Below are 26,635 nucleotides of genomic sequence, written 5' to 3' on the forward strand. Positions count from 1 at the left end.
CACCGCTTCGAAAGTAGCATTCGAGCCTGGGGCGCTGGATGCCTTAATGACCTTGCCGGAATCGCCCGGTACAAGAAGAGGAAAGACCCATGTGGACTAAACCCGCGTACACCGACCTGCGTATCGGCTTCGAAGTGACGATGTACTTCGCCAACCGATGAGTGCCGGCCCGGCCTGACGCGTTCAGGCCGGGCTACCCAATGGTCTGATTGCAATCACGGTGGGATGCTTTAGGCTCAGGGTATCCCAAGACAATAACAACAGGCTTACCAATGAGCCATGCACCTGTGAAGATGAGCCTCAGTCCACTGCGCAAGTTCGTATCCCCAGAAATCATGTTCGGTGCCGGCTGTCGGCACAATGTCGGCAATTACGCCAAGACCTTCGGCGCGCGCAAGGTGCTGGTGGTCACCGATCCAGGCGTCATCGCCGCCGGCTGGGTGGGGGACGTCGAGGCCAGCCTCCAGGCCCTGGGCATCGATTACTGCATCTACAGTGACGTTTCACCCAATCCCCGGGTCGAGGAAGTGATGCTCGGTGCCGAGCTGTACCGGGAGAACCACTGCGATGTCATCGTCGCGGTCGGTGGCGGCAGCCCCATGGATTGCGGCAAGGGCATCGGCATCGTCGTTGCCCATGGTCGCAACATCCTCGAGTTCGAAGGTGTCGACACCCTGCACATACCCAGCCCACCGCTGATCCTGATTCCCACCACGGCCGGCACCTCGGCGGACGTGTCGCAGTTCGTGATCATCTCCAACCAGCAGGAGCGGATGAAGTTCTCCATCGTCAGCAAGGCGGCGGTGCCCGACGTGTCGCTGATCGACCCGGAAACCACCCTGAGCATGGACCCGTTCCTGTCGGCCTGTACCGGTATCGACGCGCTGGTCCACGCCATCGAGGCCTTTGTGTCCACCGGGCACGGACCGCTGACCGACCCCCACGCGCTGGAGGCGATGCGCCTGATCAACAACAACCTGGTGCAGATGATCGCCAACCCGGCGGATATCGCGCTGCGGGAAAAGATCATGCTCGGCAGCATGCAGGCCGGACTGGCCTTCTCCAACGCCATCCTCGGCGCAGTACACGCCATGTCCCACAGCCTGGGCGGTTTCCTGGACCTGCCCCATGGCCTGTGCAATGCGGTGCTGGTGGAGCATGTGGTGGCATTCAACTACACCTCGGCGCCGGAGCGGTTCAAGGTGATTGCCGAGACACTGGGCATCGATTGCCGGGGGCTCAACCACCGGCAGATCCGCACCCGGCTGGTGGAGCACCTGATTGCTCTCAAGCGTACCATCGGTTTCCACGAAACCCTGGGGCTGCACGGGGTGAGCACCTCGGATATTCCGTTCCTGTCGCAACACGCGATGGATGACCCGTGCATCCTTACCAACCCTCGGGAGTCGAGCCAGCGGGATGTCGAGGTCGTCTATGGCGAAGCCCTCTGACGAGCAACAGAAAGCCCTGGCAGGGCTGCTGGGCCTGGGCAACCACTCGACACGCAAGAGCCATTATCCGGAGCTGGCGGCACGCCTGGAGGAGCTGGAGCAGGCCAAGCACCGCCTGCAGCAGCTCAACGACCAGCTGGAGCAGCGGGTGGCCGAGCGCACCGATGCACTGCTGGAGGCCAACCACAACCTGCAGCAGCAGATCGCCCAGCGCAAGCTGGTGGAGCAGCAACTGCGCCAGGCCCGGGACGCCGCCCAGGCCGCCAATCGCAGCAAGGACAAATACCTCGCCGCCGCCAGCCACGACCTGTTGCAGCCGCTCAATGCCGCACGCCTGTTGATCGCCACCTTGCGCGAGCGCGCGTTGCCCACCACCGAGCAATTGCTGGTGGAGCGCACCCATCAGGCCCTGGAAGGCGCGGAAGACCTGCTCACCGACTTGCTGGACATTTCCCGGCTGGACCAGGCGGCGGTTCGTCCCGACCCGGCGTCGTATCGGCTGGATGAGTTGCTGGCACCGCTGGTGTCGGAGTTCCAGTCGGTGGCCGGCGCCGCGGGCTTGGAGCTGCGGGTGCGCTTTATCGATGAAGCGGTGTTGACCGACCTGCGGCTGATAACGCGCATCCTGCGCAATCTGCTCAGCAACGCCTGTCGCTACACCGATCATGGCGGCATTCTCCTGGCGGCACGGCTCAGGGGCGGTTGGGTGAGCCTGGAGGTCTGGGACACGGGACGCGGTATCGCGGCGGATAACCTGGAGTCGATTTTCCTCGAGTTCAACCAACTGGACGTGGGGCGGGCCGCCGATCGCAAAGGGGTAGGGCTGGGGCTGGCGATCGTCGAACGGATCGCCAATATCCTCGGTCATCGGGTCCAGGTACGTTCCCGGCCGGGACGGGGCTCGGTGTTCAGCATCGAGGTGCCGCTGTCCGAGGACAAGCCGCTGCCCGTGTCGCAGATGCCCATACAGGCGGTGGCCGGCAACCCGTTGCCGGGCCGCCGTTTGCTGGTGATCGACAATGAACTGAGCATCCTGCAAAGCATGGCCGCGTTGCTGGGGCAGTGGGGTTGCGACGTGTTGATCGCGACAGACGAAGCCGGGGCCCTGGATGTATTGCAAGGGCATGCACCGGAGTTGATCCTGGCGGATTTTCATCTGGATCATGACGTGGTGGGCTGCGAAGTGGTCAAGCACCTGCGTGAGCACTTCCAGCAGCCGATCCCGGCGGTGATCATCACCGCCGACCGCAGTGACCAGTGTCGTCGCGCCTTGCGCAAGCTGAACGCACCGCTGCTCAACAAGCCGGTCAAGCCCGGCAAGCTGCGGGCGGTGTTGAGCCAGATGCTCGGGTAAGGCCCAGGGTTGATGGGTAAAGCGGATTTCATGTTATGTTATCCGCTTTCGTTTGGCAGGGATTCTCATCCTCGCCAGGCGTGGACCCCCCACGATTCCTTTGCATCCGAGTAATGCCATGAGCCTATTCCCAAGCGCGACGAGTCCGTCCGGCGTCAGCGCGCCCACCCTGGCCTCCAGCGCCGCCGCCACCCACGTCCGCATGCTCGCCATCGATGCGTTGCGCGGTTTTGTCATGCTGTTGATGCTGGTGGACCATGTCCGCGAGACCTTTCTGCTGCACCGCCAGGTCAGCGACCCCATCGACGCACTGAGCGTCACCCCGGACCTGTATTTCACCCGCCTGCTCAGCACGCTCTGCGCCCCGGTGTTCATTTTCCTCACCGGCCTGTCGGCGTGGCTTTACAGCCAGAAACACACCGCGGGCCAGACGTCGTTGTTCCTGCTCAAGCGCGGCCTGTTCCTGGTGTTCCTGGAACTGACCTTTGTCTGTTTCGCCTGGAACGCCGAATTCCCGCCCAGGACCTTATGGCTGCAGGTGATCTGGTGCATTGGCCTGTGCATGATCGTCCTGGCCGCTCTGTTGCACCTCAAGCGCAGTTGGCTGATTGCCCTGGGGGTGGTCATCGTCGCGGGGCACAACCTGCTCGATGGCGTGGTGCTGGGGCCTGACTCGCCATTTTTCGTGCCTTGGTCGATTCTTCACCAGCGCGCGTTCATCGATATCACCGAGTTCACCCGGGCTCGCACCACTTATCCGGTATTGCCATGGATCGGCGTGATCCTGCTGGGCTGGGCCATCGGGCCGTGGTTCGGCAAGGACACTGCGCCTGCGGTGCGGCTGCGCCGGCTGTTGCAGGTCGGCATCGGCCTGCTGCTGGCCTTTGTCTTGATCCGTTACCTGAACGTGTATGGCGACAAGCCCTGGGTCCAGACCGGTGATGCGCTGCGTACCGTCATGAGCTTCCTGAGTGCGACGAAGTATCCGCCGTCCCTGATGTTCCTGCTGCCGACCCTGGGCGTGGGCTTGATACTGCTGGCGCTTTTCGAGAAAGCCCGGCAGCGGGGCAGCATCGCGCTACTGGCGATCTATGGCGGCGCCCCGATGTTTTTCTATCTGCTGCACCTTTACGTGCTCAAGGCGCTGTACCTGGTGGCGGTGGCCATCTGGGGGACCAACCAGGGCGCCTATTACGGCTTCGACCACCTGCCGATGGTCTGGCTGTGGAGCGTGCTGCTGGCGGTCGTGCTGTTTTTCCCCACGCGTTGGTTCGCAGGGGTCAAACAGCGCCGCCGTGACATCGCGATCCTGAAATACTTCTGAAGGCCAGGATCTGCGGGGCTTGCGCGTCAATGCCAGTCCCGCTGGGCCATCAAAATGCCCGATTTTACCCAGCGCTTTTGTCAGGAATATGAAAAAGGGGCTTCGGTCTCGTTATTTCATTATGTAAACTCCCCCCGCTGCGACAATCGGGCACGGCCACGCCAGGCCCGATGACGACCGTTTTGCAGTGTCCCTCACCCAGCTGAAGCCAAGACCTACAAGAAGTCAGCGCCGGAGAGACATAAATGAGAGGCCGACGCACTGCTCGGCCCTGTAGGTCCTTCCTCCAGTCCTTCTCGATAACCGCCATGCTGGCGCAGCCGGCCATGGGCGTGGTCTATCCTTGAGCAGACGGGAGGACGGAATGGCGTTCCATCCTAGGGATACACACATGTTGAAGAAAACACACACGGCGCTACTGGGCCTGGCGATGGCGATGGGTCTTGCGACCACGCACGCCGCCGAGCCAAAAAAAGTGGATGTCTTGCTCATCGGTGGGGGCATCATGAGCACGACTCTCGGCGTCTGGCTCAATGAGCTGGAGCCGGGCTGGACCATGGAAATGGTCGAGCGCCTGGACGGTGTTGCCGAAGAGAGCTCCAACGGCTGGAACAATGCCGGTACCGGCCACTCTGCGCTGGCTGAACTGAACTACACGCCGGAAGACAAGAACGGCAAGGTCGACATCTCCAAGGCCATCGAAATCAACGAGGCCTTCCAGATTTCCCGTCAGTTCTGGTCCTGGCAGGTCAAGAACGGTGTACTGAAGAACCCGCGCTCGTTCATCAACTCCACGCCGCACATGAGTTTCCTGTGGGGCGAGGAGAACATCGCGTTCCTGAAGAAGCGCTACGAAGCGCTCCAGGCCAGCCCGTTGTTCGCCGGCATGCAGTACTCCGAAGATCCCGAGCAGATCAGCAAATGGGTTCCGCTGATGATGCAAGGTCGTGATCCGAGCCAGAAAGTGGCAGCCACCTGGAGTCCCCTGGGCACCGACGTGAACTTCGGCGAGATCACCCGTCAGTTCGCGACCTACCTGCAAACCAAGCCGAACTTCTCCCTCAAGCTGTCCAGCGAAGTGGAAGACATCACCCGCAATGAAGACGGCAGCTGGCGCGTTTCGTACAAGAACCTGAAGGACGGTACCGAAACCGAGACCGACGCCAAGTTCGTCTTCATCGGCGCCGGTGGCGGTGCGCTGCACCTGCTGCAGAAGTCCGACATTCCGGAAGCCCGTGAATACGCCGGTTTCCCGGTAGGTGGCTCGTTCCTGGTGACCGAGAACCCGACCATCGCCCAACTGCACCTGGCCAAGGCCTACGGCAAGGCTTCGGTCGGCGCGCCGCCGATGTCGGTGCCGCACCTGGACACCCGCGTGCTCGATGGCAAGCGTGTGATCCTGTTTGGCCCGTTCGCGACGTTCTCCACCAAGTTCCTCAAGAACGGTTCGTACTTCGACCTGCTGACCAGCACCACCACCCACAACGTGTGGCCGATGACCAAGGTCGGTATCGAGCAGTACCCTCTGGTCGAGTACCTGGCCGGCCAGCTGATGCTGTCGGATGAAGATCGTTTCAATGCCCTCAAGGAATACTTCCCTGAGGCCAAGCAGGAAGACTGGCGCCTGTGGCAAGCCGGCCAGCGCGTACAGATCATCAAGCGTGACGAGGAGAAGGGCGGTGTCCTGAAGCTCGGTACCGAAGTGGTCGCGTCCCAGGATGGCAGCATCGCCGGCCTGCTGGGTGCCTCGCCAGGCGCTTCGACCGCTGCGCCGATCATGCTGACCGTGCTCGAGAAAGTCTTCAAGGACAAGGTCGCCACCCCGGCCTGGCAGGAAAAACTGCGCCAGATCGTGCCGAGCTACGGCACCAAGCTCAACGAAAGCCCTGAGCGCGTGGCTCAGGAATGGGCGTACACCAGCGAGGTCCTGCAACTGGACCCGCCGCCGGCAATCGGCAAGCCAGGCGCTGCCGTGGTTCCGGCCAAACCGGCTGCCGCCCGTGACGCCAATCCGGCGGCCGACATGGCGCTGTAAACCGGACGCTGTCTGGTCAGGAAAAAAACGCCGCTCATCGAGCGGCGTTTTTTTATGGGCGATGGCGGCGCGATCGTGACAGCGGCGCTCAGCCTTCTCAATGCCCGTTGCGTTCCACAGGGGAAAGGCCATCGGTGCCTGCCCCGCAACCCTCCCGAAAACGCTGGTCGAAATCCTCCGCCAACTGCGCCAGGGTAATGCTTCCCAGGCGTTTGAGCAGCAAGGCTTGCGCCTCATCGAACGCATCCGTCAGCGCCGCGTTGACGGCTTGCTCCACCAGGCACTGCGGGTGATCGGTGGACAGGCCGATGGCGAAGATCGTGGTGTTGCCCAGGGCCTGGTGGATGTCCAGCAAGGTCATTTCCGACAAGGGCTTGCTCAGGGTCCAGCCGCCACGGTGGCCTTTTTCCGAGGTGACGTAGCCCTGCTCCTTGAGCAGGGCCATGGTGCGGCGCACCACGACGGGATTGGTACCCAGCATCTGCGCGATGGTGTCGGAGGTGGCCGATTGCTGATGGCGATCCATATGGATCAGGACGTGAAGCATGCGGGACAGGCGGGTGTCGTTTCTCATGATCGCTTGGGGTTCTGAAGTCGAGGCGGTGCCGAGTATCGCCTGTAATTGCAAAAGTTACGAGATCGTTGACAGCTGCTTTTCAAGAAACTTACGATGTGTCGAGACTTTTGCAACGCCTTCCAAATCACTCTGGAGAACGACCATGGATTACGACGTCATCATCGCCGGCGGCAGCTATGCCGGTCTGTCCGCAGGTCTTCAACTGGCTCGCGCCCGGCGCAGGGTGCTGGTGATCGATGCCGGCCAGCGTCGAAACCGCTTCGCCGCGACGTCCCATGGCTTCCTTGGCCAGGACGGTCGTGCCCCCGGAGACATTGCCGAGGATGCCCGTCGGCAGTTGATGGCCTATCCAACGGTGCAATGGCTTGCCGATTGCGCAGTCAGCGCCCGCAAGGAAGGGGATGGCTTCAGCCTGGAAACCGCCGGCGGGCAATGCTACAGCGCCCGGCGCCTGCTGCTGGCCACGGGAGTGACCGATGAGCTGCCGGCGGTGCAAGGCCTGGCCGAGCGCTGGGGCAGAAGTGTTTTCCATTGCCCGTACTGCCACGGCTACGAGCTGGAGCAAGGGCCCATAGGCGTGCTGGCGACTTCGCAAATGTCGCTGCACCACGCCTTGATGCTGCCGGACTGGGGGCCCACCACCTTCCTGCTCAACGGCGCGTTCGAGCCTGACCCCGAACAACGGGCGAGCCTCGAGCGGCGCGGCGTGACACTGGTATCGCAACGGGTGCGGCGCATCGAGGGCGAGCGGGCCGACGCCGTACTGGTCGATGGGCGTGTGGTGGCCCTCGATGGCCTGTTCGTCTTGCCGCGCACCCGCGTCGCCGGCACCCTGGCCGCGACCCTGGGCTGCGATTTCGAAGACGGCCCGCTTGGCGCCTTCATCCAGAGCGACATGACCCGGGAAACCAGCGTGCCGGGGGTGTTCGTCTGTGGTGATGCGGCCATGCCCTTCGGCTCGGTGGCGCTGGCCGTCGGTGATGGCGTGCGGGCGGGGTCGGGGGTGCACCGGTCGTTGATTTTCGACACGCATTGAAATCGGCACGCCTGGTTGGGCTCACACCTGGATCGCCCCGGTCGCCACGGCGAAAGCCAGCATTACCAGGCTGACGCCCCAGGCCCAGAAAAAGGTGTACGCCATGTGCTTGCGCAGTTCCACGCCGCTCAGGGCCAGTGCCAGGTAGACGCTGGGTACCACCGGGCTGATGGAGAAACCGGTGTTCTCGCCGATCAGCATGGCGCGAGCCACGGCCTCGAGGGGGACCCCGGCAGCGGCGGCCACGTCCTTGATCACAGGCAACAGGGCGAAGTAGTAGGCGTCCGGCGAGAAGATCATGCCCAGGGGGACGCCGAACATACCGATGATCACGTGCAGGTACTGGGCCGAACCGGCTGGCAGGATATCGATCAATGCCAAGGCCATGCCATCGGACATCTTGGCGCCGGAAAGCACGCCCAGCAGCACGGCGGCGGCCATCATCACCAGCACCATTTGCAGCGCATCGAACGCATGGGCCTTGAGACGCTCGGCCTGTGCATCCAGGGAGGGGAAGTTCAATGGCAAGGCGATACCCAGGCCGACCATGAAACAGGCATAGAGCGGAAAGATGCCGGTGAACAGGCACGCCAGGATCCCGCCGGTCAGGATCACATTCAGCCAGTAGCGCAGGTCCCGGGGAGAGAGGCTGAACTCACGGCCCTGGAGTTGCAGTTCATCCAGGTCGCATGTGGCCGCCGCGCCCAACGACAGGGGGCGACGGCGCTGGGCCCGCAGCCCCAGCACTGTCGCCACCAGCAGCATGCAGGCCAGACCCACCATCTGCACCGGCAGCAGCCCCAGCCACAGCTCGGTGGCATCCAACCCGGAGACAGCGGCGGCCCGGGCCGTGGTGCCGCCCCAAGGCACCATGTTCACGACCCCCGCCGTGGTACCCACCAGGCACAGCAGCATGGCGGGGCTCATGTTCAGCCGCTTGTACAAAGGCAGCAACGCCGGAATGGTCAGCAGGAAAGTGGCGGCGCCGACCCCGTCCAGGTGCACGACGGAGGTCACCAGTACCGTGACCCATGCCACGGCGAGGGGCTTGCCGCCGGTGCTGCGGATCAGCAGGTTGACCAGCGGGTCGAACAATCCACGATCGCGCATGATGCCGAAAAACAGGATGGCGAACAGGAACAACGCGGCCGTTGGGGCCACCGTGGCCAGCCCGGCCTTGATGAATTCACCGATCTGTCCAAGGTTGAAACCGGCCAGCAGGCAGATGGCGACGGGCAGGGTGGTGAAAGCCACCACGGGGCTGATCCGGCGCATCAGTATCAGCCCGATGATGCCCAGCATCATCGTGAATCCCAGGAGAGTGATCATGTTGCGACCTCGCTTTTTATTGTTGTCGGCGGTTCGGGTGGAAGGGCGGTCAGCCCGGCGGTTCGGGCAGGCACAGGGCCAATAACAGGTAGCTCAGGCTCTTGCCGTGGCGGTCGAGGCCGCAGCTCAGGTTCACGCCCCCCTCCAGTGCATCTTCGAGCACGAAGTTGAGTGCCTTGAGGTTCGGCAGCTCGTAGCGATGGACCCGGGAGGGCCGTCGCGTGGCGAATTGCGCGGCGACGCGCGCCGCGCTCAGCTCGCGTACCAACCATGGGTAGTGCGCCGGATCGTGGGGAAACACCGCGACACTGAGGATGTTGCCTTTGTCTCCGGCGCGGGCGTGGGCGTAGTCGGCGAGCAGGACCGTGTTCATCAGTGCCACTCCAGGGTCGTATGGATTTCGCTTCGCGGCAGAAGGAAGCTGCGGGTCGTGACGGCTTCGCTGAGGTGGCGACGAACGCCTCCGCCACCGGCCGGTCCGTTGGTATAGAGCGACTCCACCTCGGCCAGGAGAGCTTCGACCAGAGATCGCTGGGAATGGGTCAGGCCAACCCGCACGCGTACATCGTCGAGCGCTGGGGCCTGGGCCAGGCGTTGTTGCAGATAGCGGCCGTCATGGTCGTTGAACAGGCTGGCGATGCCGGATAAGTCGATCCAGGGCTGCACGCCGGGTGCCAACCTGTCGAAGCGCTGCAACAGGATTTCCCGGGCCAGGGCCGCACGGGCCACGGCGCCAGGGCCGGCATAGGAGATTTCCGCCTCGCCGAACCAGAGGCCGCGCACGCCCACCAGGCCCTTGAGTGTGTCGGGACGCGGATGCCCGAGCAGGCCGCTGATTTCCACCCGGTCGTCGCCCAACGACCGCACCTGTGCCTGGCCCAGGTCCAGCACGACGTCTGGTGTCAGGTATCGCTGTGGGTCGTGCACTTCATACAGCAGTTGCTCCTTGACTGTCTGTTCGCTGACCCGTCCACCACAATGGCGGGTCTTGCCGAGGATCAGGCGACCGTTCTCATGGATCTCGGCGATCGGGCAGCCGAGGTTGGCCGGATCCGGAACATCTTTCATCCCTGGATGGGCAAAATAGCCGCCGGTGACTTGGGTGCAACACTCCAGCAGGTGCCCGGCCGCGGTCGCAACCGCCATCTTCTGCCAATCGTCGGCGGCCCAACCCAGCCCGTGTCGTATCGCCCCCACCGCCAGCGACGGATCGGCTACCCGACCGCAGAGCACGACACCGGCGCCTTCGGCCAGCGCCGTCGCGATGCCGTCGGCGCCGGTATAGACATTCACCGACACCGGGTCGTGTTCCGCCGGAGCCAGGGACAGCCAGCGATCGTAGCGTGCTGGCTTTTGCTCCAGCAGGTCGTCGCCCAGCACGCAGGCGATTTTCAACCCGGGGTAGCGTCCCCCGAGGCTGTCCCGCAACCGTTGTGCCGCCGCCCTGGGGTTGGCGGCGCCGCCGTTGGTGATGATGGGGATCCCGGCTTCGATGCACACCTGCATCATCGGTTCGAGGAAGTCGAACAGCCGGGACGCGTATCCAGCCTTGGGATCGAGCCTTTTGCGCAGTTGCGCCTCGGCCAGGGTCCGCTCGGCCAGCAGCTCGAGCATGATGTAGCGCTGGCCGCTTCGTTGCGCCAGGTCCTGGGCCAGGCGCAGCGCGGCATCCGGACGGTCATTGGCGAAACCGGCGCCGCACCCGACGAGGATTGTTTTTGTCATGTCCATGTCCACTGAGGCGATGGCTCATGGTGGCTGCAACGCATTGTTCTGTGAATTTTAAAGGTAAGATAAATTGATCCAGTATCTTTATAAGTGCGCCCATGAACGTTTCCTTCAGGCAGCTTCGCGCCTTCATCCTGATTGCCGAAACCTCCAGTTTCACCCGTACCGCCGAGCAGTTGCATCTGTCCCAGCCAGCCCTGAGCTACAGCATCCGCAGGCTGGAAGAAACCATGGGGCTGGCGTTATTGGCGCGTAACACCCGCAGTGTCGAGTTGACGCCGGCCGGCGAACACTTCCTGCCCCAGGCCAGGCGGATGCTCAGGGACATGGACGATGCCGTGCGCGACGCTCGCGATACTCTCAGCCTGAGCCGCGGCACCCTGCGCCTCGGGGCGTTGCCCACCGCTGCCGCGTCCTTCCTGCCCGTGGTCATTGCCTCGTTCCAGCGCGAGCACCCGGGAATACGAGTGAGTGTGCTGGACGGCCGTGCGGGGGAAATCATGGGCTGGGTTCAGCGCGGCGAGGTGGACGCAGGCATCACCTCATTGCCGGACGACCTGTCCGGGCTGAGCTTCGTACGCCTGTTGGATGACAACCTGGTATTGCTGGCGCACAAGGATCATCAACGCGACAGCCTGGACGGCTGGAAGCGCCAGCCCTATATCGCCCTGACACCCGATACCAGCATCCGTCCCCTGGCAGATGCGGCGTTGCGCTATTTGAATGTCGAGCCGGAACCGGCGTGGGAGGTGGCCCACATGAGCACGGCCACTGGACTGGTGCGCGAAGGCCTGGGATTTTCCCTGCTGCCGGCCAGTTGCACGGCGGTGTTCAACATCGGTGAGCAATGCTCGGTGATTGCCATCGACCAGCCCGGCAAGCGCTCCATCGGACTGCTGCAGCGCAAGCCGGTGGCCCAGTCACCGTCGTTGAGCCGGTTCATGCAGCATTTGCGGCAGACGTTGCGGCAGGAGCCGCATTGATGGGGTGGGATGCCGTTGCGCGGGGTACGCGATAACGGCGCCCGGGCCAATCCCTACTGTGTGCCAAACATGGCCGTCCAGTAGATTCCCGCATCGCTTTTCGGATCGGTGGCGTACCCGGCGCCCAGCTCGCGGTATTGCGGGTTCATCAGGTTGGCGCAGTGTCCTGGGCTCGCCAGCCAGCCGTCCACCACCTTGAGGGCGGTGTCCTGTCCGGCAGCAATGTTCTCGCCGATCAGCTGGCCGAGATAGCCGGCCAGTTCGGCGCGGTCGCCGGGCATGCGGCCGTCTCGGTCCTTGTGGTCGAAGAAGTTATTGTTGGCCATGGCTCGGGCGTGGCTCACGCCAGCGAGGGCCAGGGTGGCGTTCCACGACAGCGGTGTGGTGGCCGAGAAGGCTTGCGTGCCACAGCGGCGCGGCTGTGCGCGGGCACTGTTGATCAGCTTCAGCAGTTTCTGGCCTTCGGCCTGCCAGTCGCCCAGGCGCGCCGACAGCAGCGGGCGCGCCAGTACGATGCGCCATTCGCGGTCCATGCGGCTGACCCCGATGTCGACGAACTGCGGGTCGAGCACTACCTGGCAGAAACTCTCCTGCACGGCTTTCATCGCCGCTTGGGCATCCCGCGGGCCCGACAGGCTGATGGCCTGCACGTTGACCATCGGATAGGCCGCCCGCGCCAGCGCTTGCTGCAGATCGCCAATGCCATTGGCCGACAGGATCAGTCGCGAATCCATCGCCAGCGGCGGCAACTCCAGCGAGGCCTGGCCGGCGCAGCTCTGGGATTGGCTGCGGTAGAGATTGATGGACTCGACCAGTTGCGTCTCTTCGGTGGCAGCGGCACCGGCGGCGAAGGCCAGGCCCAGCGACAGCACCACAAGACGAATGGCGGATGAAATGGCACGCATGTAAATCTCCCTTGAGCGGACGGCGCCTATGATGCGCAATTTTTGCCCCGCTGGGGCAACGGTTTCACGCTCTGTTGAAGTCCCTGGCACGATACCGTCCGGCACCGCTTGGGACACTCCTCATCGTATGGGATCGATTTTGTGCCAAATAAGTCCATTTCCGTGGTTTTTAGCCAGCCAATCATAAAGGATTCGACTGCAGCGGCGGCTGTTGAAAGCGCCCTGGGACGCCGACCTTCGACAAATCCCCCTGAATCTGCGTTCATGCTGGCTGTCAAAGTCGTGAGCCGCCCATGAAAGCGGCTCGCCCATCGAACAGAAGCCGGACCATGGAAGAAAGAACCTACGAACTGCTGGAAGTCGCCAATGGCAAGCCCGTCAAGCTCTGGACCCAGGGCGTGCCGGTTCAAGCCGAGGCCCGCCAGCAACTGATAAACACGGCGAAGATGCCCTTCATCTTCAAGCACCTGGCGGTGATGCCCGACGTGCACCTGGGCAAGGGCTCCACCATAGGCAGCGTGATTCCCACCGTGGGTGCGATCATTCCTGCCGCGGTCGGGGTGGACATCGGTTGCGGCATGATCGCCGCCCGTACCTCGCTGACCGCGACCGATCTGCCGGACAACCTCCATGGCCTGCGCAGCGCCATCGAGAAAGCCGTGCCCCACGGGCGTACGGTCAGTCAGGGCGGGCGGGACAAAGGCGCCTGGAACAGCATTCCCCCACAGGCCGACCAGGCCTGGGGCGCGCTGGCCGAGCGGTTCAAGGCGATTACCGACAAGTACCCGAAGCTGGCCCGGAGCAACAATCGCCAGCACCTTGGCACCCTGGGCAGTGGCAATCATTTCATCGAGGTATGCCTGGACGAAGCCAACCGGGTCTGGTTCATGCTGCACAGCGGCTCGCGCGGCGTGGGCAACGCCATCGGTAGCTTGTTCATCCAATTGGCCCAGGCCGACATGCGCCAACACCTCGCCAACCTGCCGGACCGCGACCTGGCCTATTTCGAGGAGGGCAGTCGGCATTTCGACGATTATGTGCAAGCGGTGGACTGGGCCCAGGATTTCGCCCGGCAGAATCGCGCGCTGATGATGGACGCGGTGATACGCGCCACCCGCCAGGTCATCACCAAGCCGTTCGAGGTGGCGCTCGAAGCGGTCAATTGTCATCACAATTACGTGCAGAAGGAACGCCATTTCGGGCGCGACGTCCTGGTCACTCGCAAGGGCGCGGTGTCGGCGCACAAGGGCGAGCTGGGGATCATTCCAGGTTCGATGGGGGCCAAGAGCTTTATCGTCCGGGGGCTGGGCAACGAGCAATCGTTCTGCTCCTGCAGCCATGGCGCGGGCCGGGTCATGAGCCGCACCCAGGCGAAAAAACGCTTCAGCGTCGAAGACCAGGTTCGCGCCACCGCTCATGTGGAGTGCCGCAAGGATGAGGCGGTGATCGATGAGATCCCCATGGCGTACAAGGATATCGATCAGGTCATGCACGCCCAGCGTGAGCTGGTCGAGGTCGTGCACACCTTGCATCAGGTGGTGTGTGTCAAAGGTTGAGGAAGCCCGTCATGTTGAATGTGGTTGAAAGGCAAGCCAGCGCCGCCTTGCGCCAGCGGATGGAAAAGGCCGGCTGCGCCTTCGATTTCCTGGTGCTCGCTCCCGAACCGGGTGAGGCGGTCACCCCAGCGCTCCACCGCGAGGCGGTGGACCTGCTGTTCCGGTCCATCATGAACCTGTGGCTGGAGCGCCATCGCCAGTTGATCCTTGATCCTCGGTTTGCCGGCGCCACGCCTCCCGATATGCGCTGGGATCTGGACAAGGCCAGGCCCAGGCCCCTGGACCGGCAAGAGATCGAGCAACTCCTGCATGCTGACAAGGCGGCGCACGACCCGCCGCCTTTTGCCTTGTACAAAGCATTTTGCGAGCCGCCCTACGGCACTCGCTTCGTCGACGACAGCCCACAGGCGCTGTTCAAGGACTGGCTCGATGTGCTCGGGCTCGAGGAGGGGGCCGAGGTGCTGACCTGGGTCGACAACTTCAACCTCGACTGGCTGGCCAGCGACGAGCCCGATCCGGCACGTGATCCCTGGAGCAATTACTTCGAAGATGGGCTGGAGTGGTGGGGTGTGTGGTGCCTCAGTATCTGGAATCCCCGGCGCCGCACCCTGAGCGTGCTGGCGGCCAGCACCACGGATTGACTCCATCGGCCCTCGTCCTGCCTCCTTGTCAGCGCGCGGCTTGCACCTCACCTGCCGACACCGCGCGGGTCATCACACCGATGGCCGCCAGGGCGGCGATCACCAATCCGGGGGACGTCGCCAACAGGACGCCGGTCGTTCCTGCGCCGGCCGCCAGGATCTGCCCGGCGGCCAAGGGGCCTGCCACCGAGCCCAGGCGCCCGATGGCCACCGCCGCCCCGACGCCTGTCGCCCGCACGGCGGTGGGGTAGGAGGGCGGCGCCAACGCATAGAGCACCAGTTGCGCCGCCATCACGAACAGTCCTGCGGCGAATCCGGCGATGGTCATCGGCACGATGCCGACCGAAAAACCCACTCCGGCCAGTGCGCTCAACAAGCCGGCATAGACGAACAGCACCACCTTGATGCCGTTGCAGCGGTCCAGCAACCAACCACCGAGCAACGACCCGAGGGTACCGCCAATGTTGAACAGCATCTGTACCAGGCCGGCCTGGGGCTTGCTGAAACCTTGTTCCAGCAGCAACGAAGGCAGCCAGTTGAGCAACATGTACATCACCGTCAGGGTGAAGAAGTAACTCATCCAGAGGGACAGGGTGGTCCGGCTGCGACCCTCACCGAACAGCGCCTGGCCAGTGGAGCCGCGAGTTTGCGCGCCAGCAGCCCGTGCCTGGCGAAAGGCACTGGATTCCGGCAGCCACAGCAGCATCAATGGCACCACCAGCAGCGGCGCCAGGCCGCCGATGAAAAACGTCATCTGCCAATGTTCGCCCGACAGCATGGCGACCACCGCCGCCAGCGCTCCTCCCAGCGGAACGCCTGCGTACATCACGCTGATGGCGGTACCGCGTCGCTGTTCGCCCACCGCCTCGGCACACAGGGCAATGAGGTTGGGCAGGGCGGCGCCAAGGCCCAGGCCTGTCATGAAGCGCACCAGCAGCAGGCTGGATACGTTTTCGACATGGGCTGTGCCGAGGGAAAAGACCCCGAACAGCAGCACAGCACCCACCAGGATTTTCTTGCGGCCGATGCGATCGGCGATCCAGCCGCCGAAGAAGGCGCCTGGCAGCAGCCCGATGATGCCGGCGCTGAATACCCAGCCCATCATTTTCGGGTCCAGGGCAAACGTCTGTCGCAGACCGGCGGCAGCGGTGCCGGCCGATTGCAGGTCGAAACCTTCGATCAACGCAACGATGAAACACAAGGCAATGGTCAGCGTTGCACGACGCGCCGGATGGTTCATGACAAGTCCTCTTATTGTTTTTGTCGGGGGCCGGTGATGGAGCCGGCGAGGGAGCGGGATTTAGATTAACAAAGCTAACTAAAAAATGAATGGCCTGAAGAAACGGGCTGGAAATCGATATTTTTTCCGTTAAATCATGGCCTTGAGGGAAAAAGGCACTAAAACGGCAAAACAAGTTAATGATATTAATGTTCGATTATCGGTCATTCTGGATTGACGAGAATGCCGAGGGGTTTCCATTCTCTTGTCCGGCATCCCTTCCAGCCGGAGGGGTGCGAACAAAACAACAACAATAATGGACGTCGAACATGCCCAATCTTGCCCGGGGCGCTTGTGTAGCGGCCCCTGTCACACGTTTCGCTCATCTGCTGGCCTGTTTCGGGCTGAGCCTGTCTTCGGTCACCGCGTCAGCCCAAGGATTGATCGACGACAGCCATGGCACCCTGACACTGCGCAATTACTACATGGATCGCGACTACAAGGATGACGGCGCCAAGACCGCCGCCAGGGAGTGGGCCCAAGGGGTGATCATGAACGTGGAGTCGGGATTCACCCCCGGCACGGTGGGGTTCGGCCTGGATGCCCGGGGATTGATGGGCATCAAGCTGGACTCCTCGCCGGACCGCAGCGGTACCGAGCTGTTGCCGGTGTCCAGTGGCGACAGGCGGGCACCGGATGAGTATTCGCGCCTGGCCCTGACCGGCAAGCTGCGTTTCGGCCAGACCACGGTGAAGACAGGCGATGTGTCGATCTTCCTGCCGTTTGCGTTCGCCAGCCCGTCGCGGCTGCTGCCACAGACCTTCCGAGGAACGACGCTCAGTTCCAAGGACATCGACGGTTTGACACTCAATACTGGCTATATCGATCGCATCAACCGGCGCGATTCCACCGACTACCAGGCAATGAGCATCGCGTCCCCCAACCGGCGCTTCAATGGCGCGGCCACTTCCTCGCACCTGGTTTACGCCGGGGGGGACTACCAGGTCGACAAGGCGCTCAGCCTGCGGGTCTATCACGCCGAAGTGGCGGACCTGTACCGGCAGGAGACCCTGGCGCTATTGCATAAGCTGCCCCTTGGCGACGGCGTACTGACCACCGACCTGCGCAGCTTCTTCAGTGGCGAAGACGGCGCCGCCAAGGCCGGGAAGGTGGATAACCGCAACGTCTCGGCTCTGTTCGGCTACCGCTGGGGCGGGCACAGCGTCAGCCTGGGTTATATGCATGCCAGTGGTGATACCGCCACGCCTTATGTGTCCGGCACCGAGTTGATGGGCCTGAGTGAAATGACCATGAGCTCGGATTTCCTCAACGCCCGTGAACGCACCTGGCAAGCGATCCATGATTATGATTTTGCCGCAGTAGGCGTGCCGGGCCTTCGGACCCGATTGCGCTACGTGCGCGGCGATCACATCGAGCTGGCCGCCTACAATGCCGAGGATCGCAAGGAGCGGGAATTGCAGATGGAGTTGGGTTATGTGATCCAGAGTGGCCCGCTGAAAAACGTGGGGCTGCTGGCGCGCAAGTCCATCTATCGCAATGATTTTCCCGCGGCTGCGGCGTTTCGCGACGAGAACCAGACCCGCTTTCTGGTGACCTACAGCGTGCCGATCTGGTAGGGCTCCAGGCCACTGTGGCGAGACCGTTCAGCCTCTCGCCACAGTGCGTTCTTCATGACTGGTAGACCTTCTTCAGCAACCGCAGCAGTTCTTCGCGCTCCGTGCCCGAGAGGGCCGCCGTGGAGTCCAGGTCGCTCTGGGCGGCGATCTGCTTGAGTTCCTTGAGCAGGGTTTCGCCGGTTTTGCTCAGGAAGATCCCATAGGAGCGCTTGTCCGGCTTGCAGCGTACCCGCACGGCCAGCGCCCGGCTTTCCAGCTTGTTCAGCAGCGGCACCACCTGTGGTGGTTCGATGGCCAGGGCCCGGGCCAGGTCGGCCTGCATCAGGCCCGGATTCTGATCGATGATCGCCAGCGCCGAGAACTGGGCCGGCCGCAGATCGTGAACGGCGAGCCGGCCGATCAGGTTCTGGAACAGTTTCAACTGAGCGCGGCGCAGGGCGTAACCGATCAGCTCGTCCAGCGCGGAGTCCAGCGGCGCCTGCACGGCAGCGACATCGGTCACGGCCTCGGCGGCTTCGGCAAGTTTTGCAGACTTGGCCATTGAAAAGAGCATCCTCAAGGTGAGTGATTAACAAGGCTATCCAGTTTGCCGGGGTTAGGCGGCCCTGGCTACGGTGGATTACAGATTTGTTGATCCGGCCTGCAGCGATCCTGAGAACGGCATACTGATAAATTGATTAATAGTTAATTGACATAACTAAATTTGCGGTTTAGTTTCAGCTCATCTTCAGCCCAGAACAAGAGAGCACGTGTCATGAGCAACTACGAAGGTCGCTGGACAACCGTCAAGGTCGAGATCGAGGAGGGCATCGCCTGGGTCACTCTCAATCGCCCGGAAAAACGCAACGCCATGAGCCCGACCCTCAACCGCGAGATGGTCGACGTGCTGGAAACCCTGGAGCAGGACCCGGCCGCCGGTGTACTGGTGCTGACCGGCGCCGGGGACTCCTGGACCGCGGGCATGGACCTCAAGGAATACTTCCGCGAAGTGGATGCCGGTCCGGAGATCCTCCAGGAAAAAATCCGCCGCGAGGCGTCCCAATGGCAGTGGAAGCTGCTGCGCATGTACGCCAAGCCCACCATCGCCATGGTCAATGGCTGGTGCTTTGGCGGCGGTTTCAGCCCGTTGGTGGCCTGCGACCTGGCGATCTGCGCCGATGAAGCTACCTTCGGCCTTTCGGAAATCAACTGGGGCATCCCGCCTGGCAACCTGGTCAGCAAGGCCATGGCCGATACCGTCGGGCATCGCCAATCGCTGTACTACATCATGACCGGCAAGACTTTCGGCGGGCAGAAAGCCGCCGAAATGGGCCTGGTCAACGAAAGCGTGCCCCTGGCGCAACTGCGGGAAGTCACCGTGGAGCTGGCGCGCAACCTGCTGGAGAAAAACCCGGTGGTGCTGCGAGCGGCCAAGCATGGCTTCAAGCGCTGCCGCGAGCTGACCTGGGAGCAGAACGAAGACTACCTGTACGCCAAGCTCGACCAGTCGCGCCTGCTGGACAAGGAGGGCGGCCGGGAGCAGGGCATGAAGCAGTTCCTGGACGACAAGAGCATCAAGCCGGGCCTGCAGGCTTACAAGCGCTGAATGAGCAGGGCCCGGCGGCTGTTCGCCGAGGGCCCTCGACGCTACTGTGAACGAATTCCCGATAAAGACAATAAAGAGGAATCACCATGCTGGACGTGCCCCTGCTGATCGGCGGCCAGTCGTGCCCCGCCCGTGACGGTCGGACTTTCGAACGTTGCAACCCGGTCACCGGCCAAGTGGTGTCGCGCGTGGCCGCCGCTACCCTGGAAGACGCCGACGCCGCGGTGGCTGCCGCGCACGCTGCGTTTCCGGGCTGGGCGGCGTTGTCGCCCAATGAGCGACGCACCCGACTGTTGCGCGCGGCCGAACAGTTGCAGGCCCGCAGCGCCGAGTTCATCGCCGCTGCCGGCGAAACCGGAGCCATGGCCAACTGGTACGGTTTCAATGTGCACCTGGCGGCCAATATGCTGCGCGAAGCCGCTTCCATGACCACGCAGATCAATGGCGAAGTCATCCCCTCGGACGTGCCCGGCAGTTTTGCCATGGCCTTGCGTCAACCCTGTGGTGTGGTGCTGGGCATCGCACCGTGGAACGCGCCGGTGATCCTCGCCACCCGCGCTATCGCCATGCCCCTGGCCTGTGGCAACACCGTGGTGCTCAAGGCCTCGGAAGTCAGCCCGGCGGTGCACCGGCTGATCGGCCAGGTGCTGCAGGACGCCGGCCTGGGGGACGGTGTGGTCAACGTCATCTGCAATGCCCCGGCCGATGCGCCGGCCATTGTCGAGCGGCTGATTGCCAACCCGGCGGTACGTCGCGTCAATTTCACTGGCTCGACCCACGTCGGGCGTATCGTCGGCGAGCTGTCGGCACGTCATCTAAAGCCGGCGTTGCTGGAACTGGGAGGCAAGGCCCCGTTCCTGGTGCTGGACGATGCCGACCTGGACGCCGCGGTGGAAGCGGCAGCCTTTGGTGCGTATTTCAACCAGGGCCAGATCTGCATGTCCACCGAGCGGCTGATCGTCGATGCGAGCGTGGCCGAGGCTTTCATCAGCCGATTGACGACCAAGATCGCTACGTTGCGTGCCGGCGATCCCGCGGCCGACGGCTCGGTGCTGGGTTCCCTGGTGGACGCCAGTGCCGGCCAGCGCATCAAGGGCCTGATCGACGATGCCCTGGCCAAAGGCGCGAGGCTGCTGGCGGGCGGGCAATTGGACGGCTGCATCCTGCAACCGACCCTGCTCGATGACGTCACCGCCGACATGCGCCTGTACCGTGAAGAGTCCTTCGGTCCGGTGGCGGTGGTATTGCGCGGCGAGGGCGATGAAGCATTGCTGCGCCTGGCCAATGACTCCGAGTTCGGCCTGTCGGCGGCGATCTTCAGCCGCGACACCAGCCGTGCGCTGGCCCTGGCACAACGCATCGAGTCCGGCATCTGCCATATCAACGGCCCGACTGTGCACGACGAGGCGCAGATGCCTTTCGGTGGGGTCAAGTCCAGCGGCTACGGCAGCTTTGGTGCCAAGGCCTCCATAGAGCACTTCACCCAGTTGCGCTGGGTGACGCTGCAGAACGGACCTCGGCATTACCCGATCTGAAATCCGTTGCGTCGCCGGCGGGCAGGCTTGAAGACCACCGCCGCGACGCAGGCCAATAATAATGACAAGGCCGCAGCCAGACGCTGCCACGCTCCGCTCGCTCAGCGCGACCCGAGCGTGCCTTGGTGGAGGAAATGCACGTGAGTTCCGAGTCCAGATCGTCCTCCCGACCCGACGCCGGGCGTTATCGCCAGGTGTCGATCGGTCATCCCGCCGTCGAGGTCAGCGAGGCGCAGGGCATCTTGCACATGCGCTCCCTGGAGGCCCTGGAGCCCTTGCCGGCGCGCCTGCTCGACCGCCTGGTGCATTGGGCCCGGGTCCGCCCGCAACAGACGTTCATCGCAGCCCGCGTGGCCGGTGGTGACTGGCGTCGAGTCAGCTATGCCGAGATGCTCGACAGCGTCAGGGCCATCGCCCAAGGCCTGTTGGGCTACGGCTTGTCCGCCGAGAGACCGTTGGTGTTGCTATCGGGCAACGACATCGAGCATCTGCAGATGGCCCTCGGGGCCATGTATGCCGGTATTCCCTATTGCCCGGTGTCACCGGCTTATTCATTGCTGTCCCAGGATTTCGCCAAGCTGCGGCACGTCTGCGACCTGTTGCAGCCGGGCCTGGTGTACGTCAGCGACGCGGCGCCTTTCGAACGCGCGATCAATGCAGTGTTACCCGCCGGCGTTCCCTTGATTACCGCGCGTGGAGAAATCCCCGGGCGCGCCCGGACTCATTTCGCCAGCCTGCTGGCGCAACCCGGTGGTGTCGAGGCCGAGCGCGCCTTTGCCGCCACCGGGCCCGACAGCATTGCCAAGTTTCTCTTCACCTCCGGTTCGACCAAGCTGCCCAAGGCAGTGATCACCACTCAGCGCATGCTCTGCGCCAATCAGCAGATGCTGTTGCAGACGTTCCCGGTGTTCGGCGAGGAGCCGCCGGTGCTGGTGGATTGGTTGCCCTGGAACCATACCTTCGGCGGCAGTCACAACGTCGGCATCGTGCTGTACAACGGCGGTACGTTTTACCTGGACGACGGCAAGCCCACCGCCCAGGGCTTCGCCGAGACCTTGCGCAATCTCAAGGAAATCTCCCCGACCGCCTACCTGACCGTGCCCAAGGGCTGGGAAGAGCTGGTCAGCGCCCTGGAGCAGGACGGCGAGTTGCGTGAGCGTTTCTTCGACCGCATCAGCCTGTTCTTCTTTGCAGCGGCGGGATTGTCCCAAAGCACCTGGGACCGGCTCGACAAGGTGGCCGAGCAGCATTGCGGCGAACGGATCCGCATGATGGCGGGGCTGGGCATGACCGAGGCGTCGCCGTCCTGCACCTTCACCACCGGGCCGCTGTCCGTGGCCGGCTACATCGGCCTGCCGGCACCGGGTTGCGAGGTACGGCTGGTACCGGTGGACGGCAAGTTCGAAGGGCGTTTTCGCGGGCCGCACATCATGCCGGGCTACTGGCGCTCGCCGCAGCAGACCGCCGAGGTGTTCGACGAGGACGGCTTCTATTGCTCGGGAGATGCCATCAAGCTGGCCGATCCCGGCAACCCGCAGTTGGGGCTGATGTTCGATGGGCGCATCGCCGAGGACTTCAAGCTGTCTTCCGGGGTCTTCGTCAGTGTGGGGCCGTTGCGTAACCGCGCGGTCCTGGAAGGGACGCCGTACGTCCAGGACCTGGTGGTGACCGCGCCGGATCGCGAGTGCCTGGGGGCGCTGGTCTTCCCGCGGTTGCCCGAATGCCGGCGCCTGTCGGGCCTGGGCTCGGCCGCCAGCGATGCCCAGGTGCTTGCCAGCGCACCGGTGCGCCAATGGTTCGCCGACTGGCTGCAGCGCTTGAATCGCCAGGCCAGCGGCAACGCCAGCCGCGTGGAATGGATCGCATTGCTCGATGAGCCGGCCTCCATCGACCGCGGCGAGATCACCGACAAGGGGTCGCTCAATCAGCGGGCGGTATTGCAGTGGCGAGCGGCGAAGGTCGAGGCGCTGTATCGCGGCGAGGACCCTGCGATCCTGCGGGCATGAGGCTATGCCCGTACCTGGAGGAACGGGCTGGCTCGCGAAGGTGGACATCTCCAATGTCCCTGTAGAGGGATCTTCAATGGGCCTTCGGTCCAGGTGTTTTTCCGATCCAGTTCAGTCCCGCCGTGACACACTGTCCCGGGCCTTCTACTATGGCGGCTGTCTGATTGCCTGGAAGTCCCTGGATGAGTAAGCCCGGCCAAACGGTGCTGATTGCGTTGCGCAAGATGATCGCTTCTGGCGAGTTGGCGGCCGGTGAACGGTTGATGGAGATCCCTACTGCGCAACTGTTCGGTGTCTCGCGAATGCCGGTGCGCATGGCGTTCCGGACCCTGGAGCAGGAAGGGCTGCTGGTGCGTTTTGGCGGGCGGGGCTTCCAGGTGCGCTCGGTCAGCGCCCAGGACATTGCCGGGGCCGTGGAAGTGCGTGGTGTGCTGGAGGGACTGGCCGCGCGGCAGACGGCCGAGCGGGGGTTGAGTGACGAGGACCGTGCCACCCTGGAGCAATGCCTGGCCCAAGGCGACGCGTTGTTCGCCAAGGGCTATGTGACCGAGGAGGACCTGGAGGTCTATCACGATCTCAACATGCGCTTTCACCGGGTTATCGTCGAAGGCAGTCACAACCCGGCGATTGCCCATGCGCTGGCGCGCAACGACCACTTGCCGTTCGCCTCAGTCACCGCCCTGGCGGTAGACCGACAGAACATGGCTGGCGAGTATCGGCGCTTCAACTATGCCCACATGCAGCACCATTCGGTGTTCGACGCCTTGATCCATGGCCAGGGGGCCCGGGCCGAGGCCATCATGCGCGAACATGCCAATGCCACTTTGCGTTACGCCGAAGTGTTCGGCTCGTCCTCGGCGGATGAGCGGATGACGGTGATACTGCGTCCTGAATAAAGCAGCCCCTGGGGTCTTGCACCGGGCGACAAGCCGACCGAGGCGGCGCATCCAGCCGCCTCGTCGACTGATGGGACGCCATTGCGAGCAGGCTCGCTTCCACAGGGGCGCGGGGTTGTCCGGCAGGTCAGAGATCCAGCACCAGCAAGGGAGTCTTCGAGCGGGAGCAGCAGGGGGTGAACTGATCGTTGCAGGCTTGCTCCGCCTCGGTCAGGAACATGTCCCGGTGTTCCGGCACGCCTTCCAGTACACGGGTCAGGCAGGTGCCGCAGACGCCCTGTTCGCAGGAGATCGGAATCTCGATGCCATGGCTTTCCAGCACTTGAACCACACTGCGGTCCGCCGGAATGTCGAACACCTGACCGCTGCTGGCCAGCTTCACCGCAAAGCTGCCGTCATCGCCGGTGTCGACAGGCGTCGCGGCAAAGTATTCTCGGTGCAGGCAGGGTTCCTGCCAACCCTGGGCTTTTGCCGTGTCCAGCACATGTTGCATGAAGCCGCCGGGGCCACACACATAAAGGTGCAGATCATCGTCGGGCATCGCCAGCACCTGGGCGGCCTGCAGCGCCGTTTCGGGCGCTTCGTCGAAGTGCAGGAACACCCGATCGGCATACGCCGATCGCCGCAGACGCTCGACAAAGGCCGCCCGATCCAGGGACCGGGCGCAATAGTGCAGTTGGAAGTCCGCACCGTCCTGGGCAAGGTGTTCGGCCATGCACAGGATCGGTGTAATGCCGATGCCGCCGGCAAACAGCAGATGACGGCGGGCTTGGCTCGCGAGGGGGAACAGGTTGCGTGGTTCGCTGATGGTCAACCGCGTACCCGGCTGAACCTGCTCGTGCAGGCCGCGGGAGCCGCCGCGTGACGCCGGGTCCTTGAGCACGCCGATGAGGTAGCGGTGCCGCTCCTCGGGATGATTGCACAGCGAGTATTGGCGAACGAGGCCGTCGGGCAAGTGCACATCGATGTGGGCACCGGCAGTGAACGCCGGCAGTGGCTGGCCATCGACACGCCTGAGCTCATAGCTGCAGATGTCCAGGGCTTCTTCGCGCCGTGCGGCGACCAGGACTTCGATCATGACCGGCCCTCCGCGAGCTGGGGTTGGGCAGTGCTGGCGATCAGTCCGGCCCGGGCCTCACGCTCTCGGGCAATCCAGCGCTCCAACACCCGGCGCGACTGTACGCCGCCAGCGTCGATATTGAGCTTGAGCAGGTTGCGTTGCGGGTGGTCCAGCAGGTTGCGTTGCTGGCGTTCGAGCATTTCCAGGTCTTCGCTGAAGATCTTGCCCTGGCCTTCGCGAATGCTCGCCGTCAGCGCCTCGTCCTGCGGCTGGAAATGCCGGGCCATGCCCCAGAAATACCAGATGGAGGTCTCGGTTTCCGGTGTGATGAAATCCACGACGATGCTGGACGCCTTGAACTGGGGCGCCGCGTGGTAACCGCCGTGACCGGCATGGGCGACGCCGACTTCGATCATGACGTGGCTGGGGGGCGTGAAGCGGCAGATCTGCCAGCGGTCCACCGGCACGTCGTCGGCCAGGTTGTTGCCGCGCAGGGCCATGCGCCAGAACGGCGGGGCCATGATGTTCTCCATATGCCGGGCGGTGATGACCTCGTCGCCCTCGACCGTGGTGACCGGGGGCGCTTCGTCGATCTCCTTCTGGCCGATGCTGGATGCGTGCACGTAGGTTTCGTGGGTCAGGTCCATGAGGTTGTCGATCATCAGGCGATAGTCGCACTGGATGTGGAACAGGCCGCCGCCATAGGCCCATTCAGCGTTCTGCGCCCATTCCAGTGGGTGTATCGATGCCGGGTCGGCCAGCGCCTGGTCACCGGGCCAGACCCAGATGAACCCGTGGCGCTCCTGCACTGCGAAAGTCTTGTTGCAGGGGAAGCCACGTACTCGCTGGCCGGGCATCTCGACGGTCCTGCCATCGCCTCCCATCATCAGCCCGTGGTAGCCGCACACCAGGTTGCCATTCTCCACGTAGCCCAGGGAGAGCGGGGCGCCGCGGTGTGGGCAGAAGTCTTCGACGGCGGCGACCTTGCCTGCCTGTCCTCGGTAAAAAACCATTTTCTCGCCACAGATCTGACGACCCAGTGGTTTGTCGGCGATTTCATCGGGGGTGCACGCAACGTACCAGGCATTCTTGGGGTACATGATGGATCTCCAGGCTGATTTTGTTATTCTGTGGATCCATTAACTCTCTTAACTAGTTTTTCTGTCAAATGATTATTGAATGAGTGGCGATAATTTTCTGATCAATGGATCCATTAGCGGGGAGGGATCCTGAATCGAACCTGTGGGCGGCAATGGGTTGGCTCCAATGTCCTCACAGGACATACTTTGATGCGGACCCTTGCGTTGCCATCGGAGTGTTTCATGAAGATCAAAGCTGTACTGACCGAGCAAGACGTTGCGCAGTTGCTGGTTGCCGCCAAGGAGCTGGCTCACCAGCGCCAGTGGGCAGTGTCGGTTTGCGTAGTGGATGACGGCGGCCACCCCCTGGGGCTGTTGCGCCTGGACGAGGCTTCGGCGTTGTCGGCCTACATCGCTACCGAAAAAGCCCGCACCGCCGCCATGGGCCGGCGTGACAGCAAGTTCTACGAAGACATGATCAATGGCGGTCGCCAGGCTTTTCTCAGCGCACCGCACCTGCAGGGGATGCTCGAAGGCGGGGTGACCATCCGCCATGACGGACAGTGCATCGGCGCCATTGGCGTGTCCGGGGTCAAGGCCGAGCAGGACGCCGAGCTGGCGCGCCTGGCGGTGGAAACGGTGCTGCCGGCGCTTGCCCCGGATGCCTGATCGCTGCACAAATCTTCCAGACGCCGTCGC

The 26,635-nt window shown here is 63.4% G+C and carries 24 protein-coding genes; 15 read left to right on the top strand and 9 right to left on the bottom strand.

The window, feature by feature from the left end; all coding sequences use genetic code 11:
• The first annotated feature begins 89 nt into the window (after positions 1 to 89).
• The 5 genes from pqqA to mqo all read left to right on the top strand — a co-directional run bounded on the left by pqqA (position 90) and on the right by mqo (position 6,164).
• Complete coding sequence (pqqA, locus tag AC1M7R_RS24065; RefSeq protein WP_003243383.1) at positions 90 to 161, top strand: pyrroloquinoline quinone precursor peptide PqqA; 72 nt, start codon at positions 90 to 92, stop codon at positions 159 to 161.
• A gap of 132 nt (positions 162 to 293) precedes the next feature.
• Positions 294 to 1,451, top strand: a complete 1,158-nt coding sequence (ercA, locus tag AC1M7R_RS24070) for an alcohol dehydrogenase-like regulatory protein ErcA (RefSeq protein ID WP_371128607.1) — start codon at positions 294 to 296, stop codon at positions 1,449 to 1,451.
• Complete coding sequence (locus AC1M7R_RS24075; RefSeq protein ID WP_490609980.1) at positions 1,435 to 2,805, top strand: ATP-binding response regulator; 1,371 nt, start codon at positions 1,435 to 1,437, stop codon at positions 2,803 to 2,805. The genes ercA and AC1M7R_RS24075 overlap by 17 nt, the downstream gene beginning before the upstream one ends.
• A gap of 118 nt (positions 2,806 to 2,923) precedes the next feature.
• Positions 2,924 to 4,129 (top strand): acetyltransferase domain-containing protein, encoded by a 1,206-nt coding sequence (locus tag AC1M7R_RS24080; protein WP_490609981.1) that lies wholly within the window; start codon positions 2,924 to 2,926, stop codon positions 4,127 to 4,129.
• A 391-nt stretch (positions 4,130 to 4,520) separates the two neighbouring features.
• On the top strand, positions 4,521 to 6,164 hold the full coding sequence (mqo, locus tag AC1M7R_RS24085; RefSeq protein ID WP_490609982.1) for a malate dehydrogenase (quinone): 1,644 nt from the start codon (positions 4,521 to 4,523) through the stop codon (positions 6,162 to 6,164).
• A 97-nt stretch (positions 6,165 to 6,261) separates the two neighbouring features.
• Here the strand turns inward: mqo and AC1M7R_RS24090 are convergent, their stop codons facing one another.
• Positions 6,262 to 6,738, bottom strand: coding sequence for an Rrf2 family transcriptional regulator (locus AC1M7R_RS24090; RefSeq protein ID WP_076407053.1), 477 nt, complete (start codon positions 6,736 to 6,738; stop codon positions 6,262 to 6,264).
• A 145-nt stretch (positions 6,739 to 6,883) separates the two neighbouring features.
• On the opposite strand from AC1M7R_RS24090, the gene AC1M7R_RS24095 reads away from it, so the two are divergent.
• Positions 6,884 to 7,777, top strand: coding sequence for an NAD(P)/FAD-dependent oxidoreductase (locus AC1M7R_RS24095; RefSeq protein WP_123595227.1), 894 nt, complete (start codon positions 6,884 to 6,886; stop codon positions 7,775 to 7,777).
• A 21-nt stretch (positions 7,778 to 7,798) separates the two neighbouring features.
• Here AC1M7R_RS24095 and AC1M7R_RS24100 read toward each other — a convergent pair whose 3' ends face one another.
• The 3 genes from AC1M7R_RS24100 to AC1M7R_RS24110 are packed head-to-tail and all read right to left on the bottom strand — an operon-like array spanning position 7,799 to position 10,831.
• Positions 7,799 to 9,106, bottom strand: a complete 1,308-nt coding sequence (locus AC1M7R_RS24100) for a CitMHS family transporter (RefSeq protein ID WP_076407052.1) — start codon at positions 9,104 to 9,106, stop codon at positions 7,799 to 7,801.
• Between the two features lie 49 nt (positions 9,107 to 9,155).
• Positions 9,156 to 9,479, bottom strand: coding sequence for an AtuA-related protein (locus AC1M7R_RS24105; protein ID WP_176776514.1), 324 nt, complete (start codon positions 9,477 to 9,479; stop codon positions 9,156 to 9,158).
• A complete protein-coding gene (locus AC1M7R_RS24110) occupies positions 9,479 to 10,831 on the bottom strand; it encodes an acyclic terpene utilization AtuA family protein (protein ID WP_072391983.1) in 1,353 nt (450 codons plus the stop codon). The genes AC1M7R_RS24105 and AC1M7R_RS24110 overlap by 1 nt, the downstream gene beginning before the upstream one ends.
• 101 nt (positions 10,832 to 10,932) lie before the next feature.
• Between AC1M7R_RS24110 and AC1M7R_RS24115 the strand changes: the two genes are divergently transcribed.
• A complete protein-coding gene (locus AC1M7R_RS24115; protein ID WP_072391491.1) occupies positions 10,933 to 11,817 on the top strand; it encodes a LysR family transcriptional regulator in 885 nt (294 codons plus the stop codon).
• A 53-nt stretch (positions 11,818 to 11,870) separates the two neighbouring features.
• Here the strand turns inward: AC1M7R_RS24115 and AC1M7R_RS24120 are convergent, their stop codons facing one another.
• Positions 11,871 to 12,722, bottom strand: coding sequence for a CAP domain-containing protein (locus tag AC1M7R_RS24120; protein ID WP_490609983.1), 852 nt, complete (start codon positions 12,720 to 12,722; stop codon positions 11,871 to 11,873).
• A 329-nt stretch (positions 12,723 to 13,051) separates the two neighbouring features.
• Here AC1M7R_RS24120 and AC1M7R_RS24125 point away from each other — a divergent pair, with 329 nt between their 5' ends.
• Positions 13,052 to 14,278 carry an RtcB family protein gene (locus AC1M7R_RS24125; protein ID WP_490609984.1) on the top strand — a complete coding sequence of 409 codons (1,227 nt, stop codon included), beginning with the start codon at positions 13,052 to 13,054 and terminating at the stop codon, positions 14,276 to 14,278.
• A gap of 11 nt (positions 14,279 to 14,289) precedes the next feature.
• Positions 14,290 to 14,919, top strand: a complete 630-nt coding sequence (locus tag AC1M7R_RS24130; protein WP_490609985.1) for a hypothetical protein — start codon at positions 14,290 to 14,292, stop codon at positions 14,917 to 14,919.
• A gap of 28 nt (positions 14,920 to 14,947) precedes the next feature.
• Here AC1M7R_RS24130 and mhpT read toward each other — a convergent pair whose 3' ends face one another.
• Positions 14,948 to 16,159: a 3-(3-hydroxy-phenyl)propionate transporter MhpT gene (gene mhpT, locus AC1M7R_RS24135; protein WP_490609986.1), complete on the bottom strand. Its 1,212-nt coding sequence runs from the start codon at positions 16,157 to 16,159 to the stop codon at positions 14,948 to 14,950.
• Positions 16,160 to 16,467: 308 nt separating this feature from the next.
• Here mhpT and AC1M7R_RS24140 point away from each other — a divergent pair, with 308 nt between their 5' ends.
• Positions 16,468 to 17,775 carry an OprD family porin gene (locus tag AC1M7R_RS24140; protein ID WP_072458794.1) on the top strand — a complete coding sequence of 436 codons (1,308 nt, stop codon included), beginning with the start codon at positions 16,468 to 16,470 and terminating at the stop codon, positions 17,773 to 17,775.
• A gap of 52 nt (positions 17,776 to 17,827) precedes the next feature.
• Here the strand turns inward: AC1M7R_RS24140 and AC1M7R_RS24145 are convergent, their stop codons facing one another.
• Positions 17,828 to 18,316, bottom strand: a complete 489-nt coding sequence (locus AC1M7R_RS24145; RefSeq protein WP_072431021.1) for a MarR family winged helix-turn-helix transcriptional regulator — start codon at positions 18,314 to 18,316, stop codon at positions 17,828 to 17,830.
• 213 nt (positions 18,317 to 18,529) lie between these two features.
• Here AC1M7R_RS24145 and AC1M7R_RS24150 point away from each other — a divergent pair, with 213 nt between their 5' ends.
• The 4 genes from AC1M7R_RS24150 (at position 18,530) to AC1M7R_RS24165 (ending at position 23,797) form a co-directional block, all read left to right on the top strand.
• The gene (locus AC1M7R_RS24150) at positions 18,530 to 19,360 is read left to right on the top strand and encodes a p-hydroxycinnamoyl CoA hydratase/lyase (RefSeq protein WP_072391514.1); all 831 of its coding nucleotides are present in this window, start codon (positions 18,530 to 18,532) and stop codon (positions 19,358 to 19,360) included.
• An 86-nt stretch (positions 19,361 to 19,446) separates the two neighbouring features.
• On the top strand, positions 19,447 to 20,895 hold the full coding sequence (locus tag AC1M7R_RS24155; RefSeq protein WP_072431020.1) for an aldehyde dehydrogenase: 1,449 nt from the start codon (positions 19,447 to 19,449) through the stop codon (positions 20,893 to 20,895).
• A 140-nt stretch (positions 20,896 to 21,035) separates the two neighbouring features.
• The gene (locus AC1M7R_RS24160) at positions 21,036 to 22,901 is read left to right on the top strand and encodes a feruloyl-CoA synthase (RefSeq protein ID WP_490609987.1); all 1,866 of its coding nucleotides are present in this window, start codon (positions 21,036 to 21,038) and stop codon (positions 22,899 to 22,901) included.
• A 182-nt stretch (positions 22,902 to 23,083) separates the two neighbouring features.
• The gene (locus AC1M7R_RS24165; protein ID WP_072391520.1) at positions 23,084 to 23,797 is read left to right on the top strand and encodes a GntR family transcriptional regulator; all 714 of its coding nucleotides are present in this window, start codon (positions 23,084 to 23,086) and stop codon (positions 23,795 to 23,797) included.
• Positions 23,798 to 23,924: 127 nt separating this feature from the next.
• Here AC1M7R_RS24165 and AC1M7R_RS24170 read toward each other — a convergent pair whose 3' ends face one another.
• The gene (locus AC1M7R_RS24170) at positions 23,925 to 24,875 is read right to left on the bottom strand and encodes a PDR/VanB family oxidoreductase (protein ID WP_072391523.1); all 951 of its coding nucleotides are present in this window, start codon (positions 24,873 to 24,875) and stop codon (positions 23,925 to 23,927) included.
• Complete coding sequence (locus AC1M7R_RS24175; RefSeq protein WP_072391526.1) at positions 24,872 to 25,957, bottom strand: aromatic ring-hydroxylating dioxygenase subunit alpha; 1,086 nt, start codon at positions 25,955 to 25,957, stop codon at positions 24,872 to 24,874. Before AC1M7R_RS24175 ends, AC1M7R_RS24170 begins: the two co-directional genes overlap by 4 nt.
• 222 nt (positions 25,958 to 26,179) lie before the next feature.
• Here AC1M7R_RS24175 and AC1M7R_RS24180 point away from each other — a divergent pair, with 222 nt between their 5' ends.
• Entirely contained in the window at positions 26,180 to 26,605 is a 426-nt protein-coding gene (locus AC1M7R_RS24180; RefSeq protein ID WP_072391529.1) for a GlcG/HbpS family heme-binding protein, read from the top strand.
• Positions 26,606 to 26,635: the final 30 nt, after the last annotated feature.

The sequence above is a fragment of the Pseudomonas sp. MS01C9 genome, from assembly GCF_058202755.1.

Bases quoted from the DNA above. Each gene is read 5' to 3' on its own strand.
- ercA (WP_371128607.1), top strand. From the start codon at position 294: ATGAGCCTCAGTCCACTGCGCAAGTTCGTATCCCCAGAAATCATGTTC.
- AC1M7R_RS24075 (WP_490609980.1), top strand. From the start codon at position 1,435: ATGGCGAAGCCCTCTGACGAGCAACAGAAAGCCCTGGCAGGGCTGCTG.
- AC1M7R_RS24080 (WP_490609981.1), top strand. From the start codon at position 2,924: ATGAGCCTATTCCCAAGCGCGACGAGTCCGTCCGGCGTCAGCGCGCCC.
- mqo (WP_490609982.1), top strand. From the start codon at position 4,521: ATGTTGAAGAAAACACACACGGCGCTACTGGGCCTGGCGATGGCGATG.
- AC1M7R_RS24090 (WP_076407053.1), bottom strand. From the start codon at position 6,738: ATGAGAAACGACACCCGCCTGTCCCGCATGCTTCACGTCCTGATCCAT.
- AC1M7R_RS24095 (WP_123595227.1), top strand. From the start codon at position 6,884: ATGGATTACGACGTCATCATCGCCGGCGGCAGCTATGCCGGTCTGTCC.
- AC1M7R_RS24100 (WP_076407052.1), bottom strand. From the start codon at position 9,106: ATGATCACTCTCCTGGGATTCACGATGATGCTGGGCATCATCGGGCTG.
- AC1M7R_RS24105 (WP_176776514.1), bottom strand. From the start codon at position 9,479: ATGAACACGGTCCTGCTCGCCGACTACGCCCACGCCCGCGCCGGAGAC.
- AC1M7R_RS24110 (WP_072391983.1), bottom strand. From the start codon at position 10,831: ATGACAAAAACAATCCTCGTCGGGTGCGGCGCCGGTTTCGCCAATGAC.
- AC1M7R_RS24115 (WP_072391491.1), top strand. From the start codon at position 10,933: ATGAACGTTTCCTTCAGGCAGCTTCGCGCCTTCATCCTGATTGCCGAA.
- AC1M7R_RS24120 (WP_490609983.1), bottom strand. From the start codon at position 12,722: ATGCGTGCCATTTCATCCGCCATTCGTCTTGTGGTGCTGTCGCTGGGC.
- AC1M7R_RS24125 (WP_490609984.1), top strand. From the start codon at position 13,052: ATGGAAGAAAGAACCTACGAACTGCTGGAAGTCGCCAATGGCAAGCCC.
- AC1M7R_RS24130 (WP_490609985.1), top strand. From the start codon at position 14,290: ATGTTGAATGTGGTTGAAAGGCAAGCCAGCGCCGCCTTGCGCCAGCGG.
- mhpT (WP_490609986.1), bottom strand. From the start codon at position 16,159: ATGAACCATCCGGCGCGTCGTGCAACGCTGACCATTGCCTTGTGTTTC.
- AC1M7R_RS24140 (WP_072458794.1), top strand. From the start codon at position 16,468: ATGCCCAATCTTGCCCGGGGCGCTTGTGTAGCGGCCCCTGTCACACGT.
- AC1M7R_RS24145 (WP_072431021.1), bottom strand. From the start codon at position 18,316: ATGGCCAAGTCTGCAAAACTTGCCGAAGCCGCCGAGGCCGTGACCGAT.
- AC1M7R_RS24150 (WP_072391514.1), top strand. From the start codon at position 18,530: ATGAGCAACTACGAAGGTCGCTGGACAACCGTCAAGGTCGAGATCGAG.
- AC1M7R_RS24155 (WP_072431020.1), top strand. From the start codon at position 19,447: ATGCTGGACGTGCCCCTGCTGATCGGCGGCCAGTCGTGCCCCGCCCGT.
- AC1M7R_RS24165 (WP_072391520.1), top strand. From the start codon at position 23,084: ATGAGTAAGCCCGGCCAAACGGTGCTGATTGCGTTGCGCAAGATGATC.
- AC1M7R_RS24170 (WP_072391523.1), bottom strand. From the start codon at position 24,875: ATGATCGAAGTCCTGGTCGCCGCACGGCGCGAAGAAGCCCTGGACATC.
- AC1M7R_RS24175 (WP_072391526.1), bottom strand. From the start codon at position 25,957: ATGTACCCCAAGAATGCCTGGTACGTTGCGTGCACCCCCGATGAAATC.
- AC1M7R_RS24180 (WP_072391529.1), top strand. From the start codon at position 26,180: ATGAAGATCAAAGCTGTACTGACCGAGCAAGACGTTGCGCAGTTGCTG.